The sequence below is a fragment of the Nesterenkonia sp. YGD6 genome, from assembly GCF_022565895.1.
GTDB lineage: Bacteria > Actinomycetota > Actinomycetes > Actinomycetales > Micrococcaceae > Nesterenkonia.
On the sequence record NZ_JAJOYY010000001.1, the window covers coordinates 351,729 to 363,398 of the forward strand.

At 66.3% G+C, this 11,670-nt stretch carries 10 protein-coding genes; all 10 read right to left on the bottom strand.

What is annotated here, in order from left to right; translation table 11 throughout:
- Positions 1 to 46: 46 nt before the first annotated feature.
- The 10 genes from LTI14_RS01665 to LTI14_RS01710 all read right to left on the bottom strand — a co-directional run bounded on the left by LTI14_RS01665 (position 47) and on the right by LTI14_RS01710 (position 11,576).
- Positions 47 to 1,330 carry a citrate synthase gene (locus LTI14_RS01665; protein WP_241464017.1) on the bottom strand — a complete coding sequence of 428 codons (1,284 nt, stop codon included), beginning with the start codon at positions 1,328 to 1,330 and terminating at the stop codon, positions 47 to 49.
- Between the two features lie 130 nt (positions 1,331 to 1,460).
- Positions 1,461 to 2,630: a succinyldiaminopimelate transaminase gene (gene dapC, locus LTI14_RS01670; RefSeq protein WP_241475569.1), complete on the bottom strand. Its 1,170-nt coding sequence runs from the start codon at positions 2,628 to 2,630 to the stop codon at positions 1,461 to 1,463.
- A 38-nt stretch (positions 2,631 to 2,668) separates the two neighbouring features.
- Positions 2,669 to 2,989, bottom strand: coding sequence for a ferredoxin (gene fdxA, locus LTI14_RS01675; protein WP_036474056.1), 321 nt, complete (start codon positions 2,987 to 2,989; stop codon positions 2,669 to 2,671).
- 37 nt (positions 2,990 to 3,026) lie between these two features.
- Complete coding sequence (locus LTI14_RS01680) at positions 3,027 to 3,491, bottom strand: hypothetical protein (RefSeq protein ID WP_241464015.1); 465 nt, start codon at positions 3,489 to 3,491, stop codon at positions 3,027 to 3,029.
- A complete protein-coding gene (typA, locus tag LTI14_RS01685) occupies positions 3,491 to 5,437 on the bottom strand; it encodes a translational GTPase TypA (RefSeq protein WP_241464014.1) in 1,947 nt (648 codons plus the stop codon). The genes LTI14_RS01680 and typA overlap by 1 nt, the downstream gene beginning before the upstream one ends.
- Before the next feature lie 279 nt (positions 5,438 to 5,716).
- Positions 5,717 to 6,772 (bottom strand): ABC transporter ATP-binding protein, encoded by a 1,056-nt coding sequence (locus tag LTI14_RS01690; RefSeq protein ID WP_241475571.1) that lies wholly within the window; start codon positions 6,770 to 6,772, stop codon positions 5,717 to 5,719.
- Positions 6,769 to 7,872: an ABC transporter ATP-binding protein gene (locus LTI14_RS01695; protein WP_241464012.1), complete on the bottom strand. Its 1,104-nt coding sequence runs from the start codon at positions 7,870 to 7,872 to the stop codon at positions 6,769 to 6,771. Before LTI14_RS01695 ends, LTI14_RS01690 begins: the two co-directional genes overlap by 4 nt.
- Positions 7,873 to 7,885: 13 nt before the next feature.
- Complete coding sequence (locus tag LTI14_RS01700; RefSeq protein WP_241464011.1) at positions 7,886 to 8,818, bottom strand: ABC transporter permease; 933 nt, start codon at positions 8,816 to 8,818, stop codon at positions 7,886 to 7,888.
- The gene (locus LTI14_RS01705) at positions 8,811 to 9,737 is read right to left on the bottom strand and encodes an ABC transporter permease (protein ID WP_241470104.1); all 927 of its coding nucleotides are present in this window, start codon (positions 9,735 to 9,737) and stop codon (positions 8,811 to 8,813) included. The genes LTI14_RS01700 and LTI14_RS01705 overlap by 8 nt, the downstream gene beginning before the upstream one ends.
- A gap of 204 nt (positions 9,738 to 9,941) precedes the next feature.
- A complete protein-coding gene (locus tag LTI14_RS01710; protein WP_241464009.1) occupies positions 9,942 to 11,576 on the bottom strand; it encodes a peptide ABC transporter substrate-binding protein in 1,635 nt (544 codons plus the stop codon).
- Between the last annotated feature and the right edge of the window lie 94 nt (positions 11,577 to 11,670).

Here is an 11,670-nt window from a genome sequence, read left to right on the forward strand (position 1 = left end):
CGCTCAGATGGTCGGAGAATCCGCCGCTCGACGACGGGAGGGAGGGTCAGACTCCGGGGTAGTGGCGCTCGGGCTCGCCGATGTAGATCTGGCGGGGCCGTCCGATCTTGGTGGACGGATCCTCGATCATCTCGCGCCACTGGGCGATCCAGCCGGGAAGCCGGCCCAGCGCGAAGAGCACGGTGAACATCTTCTCCGGGAAGCCCATCGCCTTGTAGATCAGGCCGGTGTAGAAGTCCACGTTCGGGTAGAGCTTGCGCTCGATGAAGTAGTCATCCTCCAGCGCCTTCTGCTCCAGGCGCTGGGCGATGTCGAAGAGCTCGTCGTCGCCGCCGAGCTTGGCCAGCAGATCATCGGCGATGCCCTTGACCACGCGGGCGCGCGGGTCGTAGTTCTTGTAGACCCGGTGGCCGAAGCCCATGAGCCGGACGCCGTCTTCCTTGTTCTTGACCTTCTCCATGAAGGCCTCGGGGCTGACGTCGCCGGACTGGATCTGGCGCAGCATGCCCAGCACGGCCTCGTTGGCGCCGCCGTGGGCGGGGCCGTAGAGGGCGTTGATGCCGGCGGAGACCGAGGCGAAGAGGTTCGCCTGCGAGGAGCCGACCAGGCGCACGGTGGAGGTGGAGCAGTTCTGCTCGTGGTCCGCGTGCAGGATCAACAGCGTGTCCAGGGCCTTGACGATGGTGGGGTCCAGCTCGAACTGCTCGGCAGGCACGCCGAAGCAGCCGCGAAGCAGGTTCTCGACCAGGGTCAGGTTGTTGTCCGGGTAGAGCATCGGCTGGCCGATGGACTTCTTGTAGGCGTAGGCCGCGATGGTGGGGACCTTCGCGAGCATCCGGTAGGTGGAGCGCTCCACGTGATCCTTGTTGAAGGGATCCAGCGAGTCCGGGTAATAGGTGGACAGCGCCGAGACCGCGGAGGAGAGCACCGGCATCGGATGCGCGTCACGGGGGAAGCCGCCGAAGAAGTCGCGCAGCTCCTCGTGCAGCAGGGTGTGCCGACGGGTGACGGTGTCGAAATCGGTGAGCTGCTGCTGGGTGGGCAGCTCGCCGTAGATCAGCAGGTAGGAGACCTCGAGGAAGCTGGACTTCTCGGCCAGCTGCTCGATGGGGTAGCCGCGGTAGCGCAGGATCCCTTCATCGCCATCGATGTAGGTGATCGCAGACTGCGCGTTCGCAGTGTTCATGAAGCCGGGGTCATAGGTGACAGCGCCGGTGGTCTTCAGCAGCGGTGCGATACCGAGACCGACATTGCCCTCCACGGACGAATGCACGGGTAGTTCCAGATCTCCCCCCTGATAATTCAGGCGGGCAGAAGACTGCTCAGTCATGGGTCTCCTTATCAGACACACTAGGGGGACATCATGACAAACCTACCGCTTGGTCACGGTCGGTTGCCAGTTGTGTCATGGTTCACGCCTCGGGGTGTGCCTTTCGCGGGCCCGGGCCCGCGAGCCCGGCTCAGCCCGTGAGCCGGTTCGCCGCGGCGGCGATGCGCTCATCCGTGGCTGTCAGCGCCACTCGGATGTACCCGTTGCCCTGTTCGCCGTAGAACACCCCTGGGCCGACGACGATCCCGCGCTGCGCCATCTGATCCACCAGCGCCCAGGTGTCCTCCGCCGTGGCGGCGGAGGGGTCTGACTCCGCCGCGCGGCACCACAGGTACAGACCGGCGACGGATTCTTCGATCTGCAGGCCGGAGGCCTGCAGCGCCGGCACCATCAGCGCACGACGCCGGCGGTAGAGCTCGCGCTGGGCCTGCACGTGGGCGTCGTCGTTCAGCGCCACGGCAAGTGCGGCCTGGATCGGGGCGGGCACGATCATTCCAGCGTGCTTGCGAGTGTTGATCAGCCCACTGATCAGCTCCGGGCAGCCCGCGGCGAAGGCGGCGCGGTAGCCGGCGAGGTTGGACTGCTTCGACGCCGAGTAGACCGCGAGCAGTCCCCGGTGGTCGGCCCTGCCGGTCTCCGGATCGGTCCCGCAGACCCGCGGGTCCAGGACCGAGGGGACGTCGTCGTCCTCGACCTCCCAGGGGAGTTCGGCGTAGCACTCGTCAGAGGCGACCACTGCACCGATGCGGCGGGCGAGCTGGACCACCTCGCGCATCCAGTCGACTCCGGCGACCGCTCCGGTGGGGTTCGAGGGTGAGTTGATCCAAATCAGCTTGACCCGCTGCAGGGTCTCCTCGTCGAGGCTGAGCGGATCATCGGTGGCCAGCGGGGTGGCTCCGGCGATCTGCGCGCCGATGTCATAGGTCGGGTAGGCCACCAGCGGGCGGAGCACGACGTCGGCGGCTCCGGCTCCCGCGCGGGCACCGAGTCCCAGCAGGGTGGGCAGCCAGGCCACGAGCTCCTTGGAGCCCACCGTGGGAAGGATGTTCTCCGGGTCCAGCCCGGTGACCCCCCGGCGGCGCGCGAACCAGCCGGAGATCGCCTCGCGCAGCGCGAACGTGCCATGGGTCGTGGGGTACCCGGGGGCGTCGGCGGCCGCGGTGAGCGCCGCCTGGATCACCGCAGGGGTGGGATCCACGGGGGTGCCGATGGAGAGGTTGACGACTCCCTCGGGGTGCTGCCGCGCCTGTTCCAGGTAGGGAGCCATCGCATCCCAGGGGTACTCAGGAAGGGTGAGCATGGAGGCCTCCGCTGGGGTGAGTGGTCAGGGCTGCTGGGTCACTGCTGCTGCGGGGGCAGGGCCGCGACGATCTCGTGGTCTTTGGGGATCAGCCCGACCTTCGCCGCGCCGCCGGGGGAACCGACCTCGTCGAAGAACTCCACATTGGCGCGGTAGTACTCCGACCACTGCGACGGGGTGTCGTCCTCGTAATAGATGGCCTCCACCGGGCAGACCGGCTCGCAGGCGCCGCAGTCCACGCATTCATCGGGGTGGATGTAGAGCATCCGGTCCCCCTCATAGATGCAGTCCACCGGACATTCATCGATGCAGGCCTTGTCCTTCAGATCCACGCAAGGAAGGGCAATGATGTACGTCATGGACTCCTCTGTCTTTCTACGAGTGCGTAAGTAGAGTCTACCGAGATGCGGCGCGGTCCCGCACAATGATCCACTTGACGAGGACCATGCTGATAAGGGTCACCGCCGCGGTGCCCAGCCACCAGATCACCGAGGCCAGCGTGGGTCCGGGAAGCAGCGCCATGGCCTCGGGGCTGTAGGGCACCACGAGCTGGTCGGGTCCGGGCCAGAGGTAGGCGATCGAGGCCACGGTGAAGGTGGTCACGCCCATCAGCATCGGCTCCAGCAGCGAGCCGCTCTTCAGCCCGGCCCACAGCTGCGCCAGCAGGCACATCAGCAGGGCCAGCGCCGCGCCCCAGGGCAGCACGGTCCCGGTCTCGGTGGGCCCGAGCATCAGGATGTTGCCGTGGAGCACGGTGCCCAGGATCCCGAGGACCACCCCTGCGGAGAAGCAGACGCCCAGCAGCGCTGGTCGCAGCGAGCTTCTCCGCGAGGGTGTCGCGGTGTCCTGCGGTGCGGTCATTACTGTGAAGCGCTCTTCTTCTTGCGTGTGTCACGCATGCGCTCGGAGGAGTTCAAGATGACCTTGCGGATGCGGATCGAATGCGGGGTGACCTCCACGCACTCGTCCTCATTGGCGAACTCGAGGGACTCCTCGAGGGTCAGCTTGGTCGGCGGGGTCAGGCCCTCGAAGGAGTCGGCAGCCGCTGCACGCATGTTGGTGAGCTTCTTCTCCTTCGTGATGTTGACCTCCATGTCGTCGTGGCGAGCGTTCTCGCCGACGACCATGCCCTCGTAGACCTCTTCCTGCGGGTCCACGAAGAAGGTGCCGCGCTCCTGCAGGTTGATCATGGCGAACGGGGTCGCCGTGCCGGTGCGGTCGGAGATCAGCGAACCGGAGGTGCGGTACTCGATCAGGCCCTTCCACGGCTCGTAGCCTGCGGCGTAGGAGGAGGCGATGCCGGCGCCGCGGGTGTCGGTGAGGAACTTGGTGCGGAAGCCGATGAGGCCGCGGGCGGGCACCATGAACTCCATGCGGATCCAGCCGGTGCCGTTGTTGGTCATCGTGGTCATGGTGCCCTTGCGGGACGCCATGAGCTGGGTGATCGCACCCATGAACTCCTCGGGAGAGTCCACGATCATGTTCTCCATGGGCTCGTGGAGCTTGCCGTCGATCTCGCGGGTGACGACCTGGGGCTTGCCCACGGTCAGCTCGAAGCCTTCACGGCGCATCTGCTCGACCAGGATGGCCAGCGCGAGCTCGCCGCGGCCCTGGACCTCCCAGGTGTCGGGGCGCTCGGTGGGGAACACCTTGAGCGAGACGTTGCCGATGAGCTCCTTGTCCAGCCGGTCCTTGACCTGGCGGGCGGTGACCTTCGCGCCCTTGACCCGGCCGGCCATCGGCGAGGTGTTGATGCCGATGGTCATGGAGATCGCGGGGTCGTCCACGGTGATGGTCGGCAGCGGCTTGGGGTTCTCCAGGTCGGTGAGGGTCTCACCGATCATGATGTCGGAGATGCCGGCGACGGCGACGATCTCACCCGGTCCGGCGGACTCGGCGGAGACGCGCTCCAGACCCTTGGTGGCGAGAAGCTCGGTGATCTTCACCGTCTTCATGGTGCCGTCCTTGCGGGCCCAGGCGACCTGCTGGTTCTTCTTCAGCGTGCCGTTGAAGATGCGCAGCAGCGCGAGGCGGCCGAGGAAGGGTGAGGCGTCGAGGTTGGTGACGTGGGCCTGAAGGACCTCTTCGGCGTCGTACTTCGGGGCCGGGACGTGCTCGAGGATGGTGTCGAACAGCGCTTCGAGATCTTCGGCGTCGGGCAGTCCGCCGTCTTCGGGCTGGTTCTTCGAGGCGCGGCCGGCCTTGCCGGAGGCGAAGACCACAGGGACGTCCAGCACGGAGTCCAGGTCCAGGTCGGGGTTCTCCTCGGCGACGTCGGAGGCCAGGCCGAGCAGCAGGTCCATGGTGTCGGAGACGACGCCGTCGATGCGCGCATCGGGGCGGTCGGTCTTGTTGACGACCAGGATCACCGGAAGCTGGGCGTTCAGTGCCTTGCGCAGCACGAAGCGGGTCTGGGGCAGCGGGCCCTCAGAGGCGTCCACCAGGAGCACCACGCCGTCGACCATGGAGAGGCCGCGCTCGACCTCACCGCCGAAGTCGGCGTGACCGGGGGTGTCGATCACGTTGATGGTGACCTTGTCCATGCCGGCGTGCTTGGTGGCGGCCGGGCCTGAATAGAACACGGTGGTGTTCTTGGCCAGGATCGTGATGCCCTTCTCCTTCTCGAGCTCACCGGAGTCCATGACCCGGTCCTCGAGATCGCCGTGGCCACCGACAGACTTGGTCTGGGTGAGCATGGCATCGACCAGAGTGGTCTTGCCGTGGTCGACGTGAGCGACGATGGCGACGTTGCGCAGATCCTGGCGCTCGTCAGTGCCTGCAAGTGTACGAGCGGCAGCAGTGGTCATAAGAGGGGCAACGCCTTCCATAGAGGAGAGTGTGACGTGTCTGGTCGGTCGATGTCATGCCTCGACTCGTCCATGTCACTTCGTGGTTCAACAGTGTGGATTCGGGTGGGTCAGAGCGCACAGCGACACGGCCGTGTCGCGACCACACCTTTCCAGTGTACGGCCTCGAACGGCGAGACCGGCAATGATTGTGGTCACCGGCGCTTGAGCTGAGCCTGGGAGGCCGGCTTCGCGAGGTCTGTGCCGCAGGCGTCACCACGCCTGCGACCCAGGCGCCGGCTAGCCGTGGGGGGGGATGACCTTCTCGTTCTGCTGGGCGTGGTGGCAGGCGGTCAGCTGGGTGATCTGACCGCGCGAGATCAGCTCCGGCTCCTGCGTGGCGCAGATCTCGGTGGCCTTCCAGCAGCGGGTGCGGAAGCGGCAGCCCGAGGGCGGGTTCGCCGGGTTCGGCGGGTCGCCCTGGAGCACGATCTGCTCGCGCGCCCCGCGCAGGGTGGGGTCCGGCAGCGGCACCGCGGAGAGCAGCGCCTGGGTGTAGGGGTGTGCCGGACCGGTGTAGATCTCGTCCTGGGTGCCCAGCTCGGCGAGCTTGCCCAGGTACATGACACCGACCCGGTCCGAGATGTGCCGGACGACCGAGAGGTCGTGGGCGATGAAGATGTAGCTGAGCCCGAACTCCTTCTGCAGGTCGTCGAGCAGGTTCATCACCTGCGCCTGGACCGAGACGTCCAGCGCCGAGACGGGCTCGTCGCAGATGATGACATCGGGGTTCAGCGCCAGCCCGCGGGCGATGCCGATCCGCTGGCGCTGACCGCCGGAGAACTGGTGCGGGTACCGGTTGATGTGCTCGGGGTTCAGCCCGACCAGGTCCAGCAGCTCCTTGACCCGATTGCGGATCCCCTGCTTCGGCTTCTCCTCCGGGTGCAGCTTGAACGGCTCGGCGATGATGTCGCCCACGGACATGCGCGGGTTCAGCGAGGTGTAGGGGTCTTGGAAGATGATCTGGATCTTGCGCCGCAGCCGGCGCAGCTCATCGCCCTTGACCGAGAGGAAGTCCTTGCCGCGAAACTTCACGGTGCCGGCGTCGGGCTCCTCCAGGCGCATCAGCAGCTTCGCCAGGGTGGACTTGCCGCAGCCGGACTCTCCCACGATGCCCAGGGTCTCGCCCTCGCGCAGGTTGAAGCTCACCCCGTCCACGGCCTTGACGGCGCCGACCTTGCGCTGGAAGACGATGCCCTGGGTGATCGGGAAGTGCTTGACCAGGCCGTCGACCTCGAGGACCGAGGGCTTGTCGGCGAAGGGGTCCGCGGCCGCGGCGGGAACAGACAGGCTCATTCTGGTGCCTCCTCAGAGACGTCGATCATGCCGGCGCCGGTGGGTGACGGGCGCCGTGTGCGGGTGGCGGTGCCGGCGTAGACGTCCTCGGCGTAGTGGCACGCCGAGAGGTGTCCCTCGGCCACCAGCCGCAATTCCGGACGTTCGGTCCGGCAGCGGTCGGTGGCGAACTCGCAGCGCGGGTTGAACGGGCAGCCCGGCGGCATGTCGGTCAGCGAGGGCGGCAGCCCCGATATCGCGCGCAGGCGTCCGCCCTCGTCGTCGATCCGCGGGATCGAGGCCAGCAGGCCCTGGGTGTAGGGGTGACCGGGCTTGGCGTAGGTCTCGTAGACGTCGGCGGCCTCCATGACGCGTCCCGAGTACATCACCGCGATCTTGTCCGCGACGTCGGCGACCACGCCGAGATCGTGGGTGATCAGGATCAGCCCCATGTTGAACTCGGTCTGCAGGTCCTTGAGCAGCCGCATCACCTGGGCCTGGACGGTCACGTCCAGCGCGGTGGTGGGCTCATCGGCGATCAGCACGTCGGGGTCCAGGGCGATGGCCATGGCGATCATGATCCGCTGGCGCATGCCGCCGGAGAACTGGTGCGGGAAGTCGCCCGCCCGCTCTTCGGCGCCGGGGATCCCGACGCGCTGCATCATCTCCACGGCCTTTGCCCTGGCCTCTTTGCGCTTCATCCCGCGGTGGACGCGGAACATCTCGGCGATCTGCCAGCCGACCGGCAGCACCGGGTTCAGCGAGGACAGTGCGTCCTGGAAGATCATCGCGATCTTCCCGCCGCGCAGCTTCCGGCGCGACTCCTCGTTCATGGTGAGCAGGTCATCGCCGCGGTAGCGGATCTCGCCGCCGGCGATCCGCCCCGGGGGCATGTCCAGGATGCCCATGATGGTCTGCGCGGTCACGGACTTGCCCGAGCCGGACTCGCCCAGGATCGCGAGGGTCTCCCCCGCGTGCAGGGTGAAGTTCAGCCCGTTGATGGCCCTGGCGACGCCGGCCTTGGTGCGGAACTCCACCTGGAGGTCCTTGACCTCCAGCAGCGGGGCGTCGCCGGGACTGGTGCCGGGGGTGAACCCGGTCGAGGTCTGGGATTCAGTCATGAGATCCAGCCCTTCACTTCTTGGATTTGGGATCAAGGGCGTCGCGGATGGCGTCGCCCATGGTCATGAATGCGAACACCGTGAGTCCCACGAAGATCACCGGGAACAGCAGCAGGTGCGGGACGGTCTGCAGGAACGGCTGCGCATCCGAGAGCTGGAGCCCCCAGGAGATGGCTGGCAGCTGCAGGCCCACGCCGAGGAAGGTCAGCGTCGCCTCGGCGCCGATGATGATGCCGGTGAACACCGTGGCGTAGCCGATCACCGGTCCCAGCGAGTTGGGCAAAATGTGCCGGCGCATGATGGTGATCGGTCCGGCGCCCAGGGCGCGGGCGGCCAGCACGAACTCGGAGTTCACCACCGAGATCACCGAGCCGCGCATCAGACGCGTCATGGTCGGCCACATGAAGATGATCAGCACGAAGGCCACTTCGCGCACCCCGCGGGACTCCAGCACGTTGAGGAACACCAGCGCACCCAGGATGTAGGGCACGGCGAAGACCATGTCGGTGATGCGTGAGATCACGGCGTCGACCCAGGAGCCGAAGTATCCGGCGACCAGGCCGAGGACCACGGCGATGATGAAGGTGCCGATGGCGACGATGAATCCGACGGCGATGGAGTTCCGGGCGCCGTGGATGACTCGGCTGTAGTAGTCGCAGCCCTGCACATCGGTGCCGAACCAGTGCTCGGCCGAGGGCGACTGCCGGCTGCGTCCGAGCAGGCACTCGCGCGGATCGGTGTTGGTGAACAGCTGCGGGAAGATCGCCATGCCCAGGAAGAGCACCAGCAGGACCGCGGAGATGATGAACCAGGGGTTCTTCCGCAGCGAGCGCCAGGCATCGGCGAGCAGGCTGGCCTCCTCGACCTTCTTGGTGGATTCTCCGGCGGGTGTGATGGTCGAGTCGATCGGCTCCCCGCGCGCTTCGGGGCGGTGTGTCTCACTCATAACGGATCCTTGGGTCGAGAAGGCCATAGAGGAGATCAACGATCAGGTTGATCACCACGAAGAAGAGCACGAAGAGGGTCACGATGCCGACGACGACGGTGCCCTCCTGCCCCTGGATGGAGTTGAATACCTGCTGGCCCAGTCCGGGGAGGTTGAAGATCGTCTCCACGATGATGGAGCCGCCGAGCATGCTCGCGAGGTCGGCGCCGATGAAGGTGACGGCGGGGATCAGCGAGTTGCGCAGCCCGTGGCGGGTGATCACCCGGGTGCGCTTCATCCCCTTGGCGGTGGCGGTGCGGACATAGTCGGACTTCAGCGAGTCCAGCAGCTCGCTGCGCACCAGCCGGGCCAGGATGCCGGTGGAGACCGCGGCCATGGTCAGGGCGGGAAGGATGTAGCTGGTGATGCCGTTGTTGATCCCGGCGATGGGGAACCAGCCCAGGTTGAGTCCGAAGATCAGCTGGAGCAGGAAGCCGATCACCAGGGTGGGCAGCGCCACCATGGCCACGGTGGAGACCTGGACGAAGCGGTCGAAGAAGCGGTCGCGGTACAGGGCGGCGAGGATGCCGGCGATGACGCCCATGATGGTCTGGATCACGAGGGTCACCAGGGCCAGCGTCGCGGTGACCGGCAGGCGCTGTTCGATGATGTCGGTGACCGGGCGGCCGTTGAAGGTCGAACCGAAGTCCAGGGCGGTGACGATGCCCCAGATGTATTTGAAGTACTGGACCAGGAACGGGTCATCCAGGTTGTACTGCTCGCGCAGGGTCTCCCTGACGGCGTCGCTCATCGGCCGGTCCCCGGCGAGGGCTCGGATGGGGTCACCGGGAATGGCGAAGACCAGTGCATAGACGATCAGCGTGGAGATCAGGATGACCGGGATGAACTGGAGCAGACGCCGAATGATATAGCGGGTCATTGCTGTCCTTGTGGGTGCGGGTGGTGGCGCGGGTGCGCCGAGCATCTGTCTCGTCAGAGAGGTCTTCTCTGTGTCGAGGGCGACGCCGCGATCAATGATAGGGACTTGGACCCGGTTTTCCGGAATCCTTGCGCGTCGACATGCCAGAGGCGGGGGGGGGGCCGGCGCGTCCGCCCGCCCCCCGCGCCTCTGAAGCGTTGAGGATTACTCCTCGGTCACCACGACCTGCTCGAGGCGGGTGAAGGTGGCCTGATCCATGAAGAGGGACTCTCCATCGATCCGGTCGCTGTGCACCGTGAGGTAGTTGGTGAACCACATCGGGATCACCGGCATGTCCTCGAGGAGGACGGCCTCGGCGTCGGTGTAGAGCTCGGCCGCCGCGTCGGGATCGGTCTCGGCATTGGCTTCGCCGATCAGCTGGTCGAACTCGTCGGAAGAGTAGTCGGCGTAGTTCGAGGAGGCGCCGGTGGAGTAGATGGGCTCCATCGCGTACTGCGCGCTGGGGTAGGACAGGGTCCAGCCCAGACGGTACGGCCCGCTGATCGCCTGCTCGTCGTGGAGACCGAGGTACTGGGCGAACTCGAGGGACTCGAAGGTGATGTCTTCGATGCCCAGGTGCTCGCGCCACTGGTTGGAGACGGCCTCGACCCAGTCTTCGTGACCTGCACCGGAGTTGAAGTAGACGGTCAGCTCTTCAGGTCCGCCGGCCTCTTCGTAGAGGTCTGCGGCAGCCTCGGGATCGAACTGGCAGAACTCACAGGTGTTCTCGTTGGACTCGATCAGGTCCGGCGGGATGATGTTCTCGGCCGGGGTCTGCGCGCCGTCGTAGATGTTGTCGATGATCAGTTCACGATCGATCGCCATGGAGAGCGCGTGGCGCACATCGACGTCCTGGAATTCTTCCTGGTACAGCGGGAAGCCCAGGTAGGTGAAGGCAGAGGTGTCGAAGTCCTGGTAGTTCTCGCCGAAGTCGGCCTCCACCGTGGTGCGGCGGTTCGGCGGGGCGGCATCGAGGATGTCGAGGTTGCCGGCCTGGACGTCCAGGTAGGCGGTGTCGACCTCGGAGTAGATGCGCCATTCGATCCGCTCGGGAAGGCCGGGGTTCTCGCCGGCCCAGTCCTCGTAGCGGTTCACGGCGATCTGCTCGTCGTGCTGCCACTCGCCGTCCATCTGGTAGCGACCGTTGCCGACCGGCGCCTCCTCGAAGGCGTCGATGTCGTCGAAGGCGACCGAGGGCATCGGGTAGAACGCCGTGTAGGTCAGCATGTCGGGCAGCGGGGAGAAGGGCTCGGTGAGCTCGATCTCGAGGGTGTACTCATCGACTGCGCGGACGCCTTCCAGCTCCTCGGCGTCACCGTCGACGACCTCCTGGTAGCCCAGGAAGTTGTCGAAGAAGTTGGCGCTCTGCTGGGCGTTGTCAGGGTCGACGGCCCAGTTATAGGTCTCCACGAAGGTCTGTGCGGTGATCTCTTCGCCGTCGTGGAAGGTCCAGTCCTCACCCAGGGTGAAGGTCCAGGTGACGTTGTCCTCGGTGTCCCAGGACTCGGCCACGCCCGCGGTGGGCTCGTAGGTGTCGAAGTCGGTCTGGGTCAGGCCGGTGAACAGGGAGCCGAGGACCCACGAGCCGCAGACCTCGGTGGAGTTCGCGGGGACCAGGAACTGCGGTTCGCAGTTGTAGGCCGAGACGGTGCCGCCGCCGTCGACGCCTTCGGCGGTTTCGCCGTTGTCTCCGCCGTTGTCGCCACCGCCGCCGCAGGCCGACAGCACCAGGGCTGCGGCTGCGGTCACCGCGACGGCACCCGTCGCGCCATGGCGACGGGATGTCTTGTTGACGTGCATATTCGATTACTCCTCGAGAAGATGCGAGCTTTATGGGCATACGGTGATCTACGCGCGAGTGTTGCGTGGGTCACCTGTGGGAGCGAGTTTAGCA

Excerpts from the sequence above, each read along its gene's own strand:
- LTI14_RS01665 (WP_241464017.1), bottom strand. The coding sequence starts at position 1,330 with ATGACTGAGCAGTCTTCTGCCCGCCTGAATTATCAGGGGGGAGATCTG.
- dapC (WP_241475569.1), bottom strand. The coding sequence starts at position 2,630 with ATGCTCACCCTTCCTGAGTACCCCTGGGATGCGATGGCTCCCTACCTG.
- fdxA (WP_036474056.1), bottom strand. The coding sequence starts at position 2,989 with ATGACGTACATCATTGCCCTTCCTTGCGTGGATCTGAAGGACAAGGCC.
- LTI14_RS01680 (WP_241464015.1), bottom strand. The coding sequence starts at position 3,491 with ATGACCGCACCGCAGGACACCGCGACACCCTCGCGGAGAAGCTCGCTG.
- typA (WP_241464014.1), bottom strand. The coding sequence starts at position 5,437 with ATGACCACTGCTGCCGCTCGTACACTTGCAGGCACTGACGAGCGCCAG.
- LTI14_RS01690 (WP_241475571.1), bottom strand. The coding sequence starts at position 6,772 with ATGAGCCTGTCTGTTCCCGCCGCGGCCGCGGACCCCTTCGCCGACAAG.
- LTI14_RS01695 (WP_241464012.1), bottom strand. The coding sequence starts at position 7,872 with ATGACTGAATCCCAGACCTCGACCGGGTTCACCCCCGGCACCAGTCCC.
- LTI14_RS01700 (WP_241464011.1), bottom strand. The coding sequence starts at position 8,818 with ATGAGTGAGACACACCGCCCCGAAGCGCGCGGGGAGCCGATCGACTCG.
- LTI14_RS01705 (WP_241470104.1), bottom strand. The coding sequence starts at position 9,737 with ATGACCCGCTATATCATTCGGCGTCTGCTCCAGTTCATCCCGGTCATC.
- LTI14_RS01710 (WP_241464009.1), bottom strand. The coding sequence starts at position 11,576 with ATGCACGTCAACAAGACATCCCGTCGCCATGGCGCGACGGGTGCCGTC.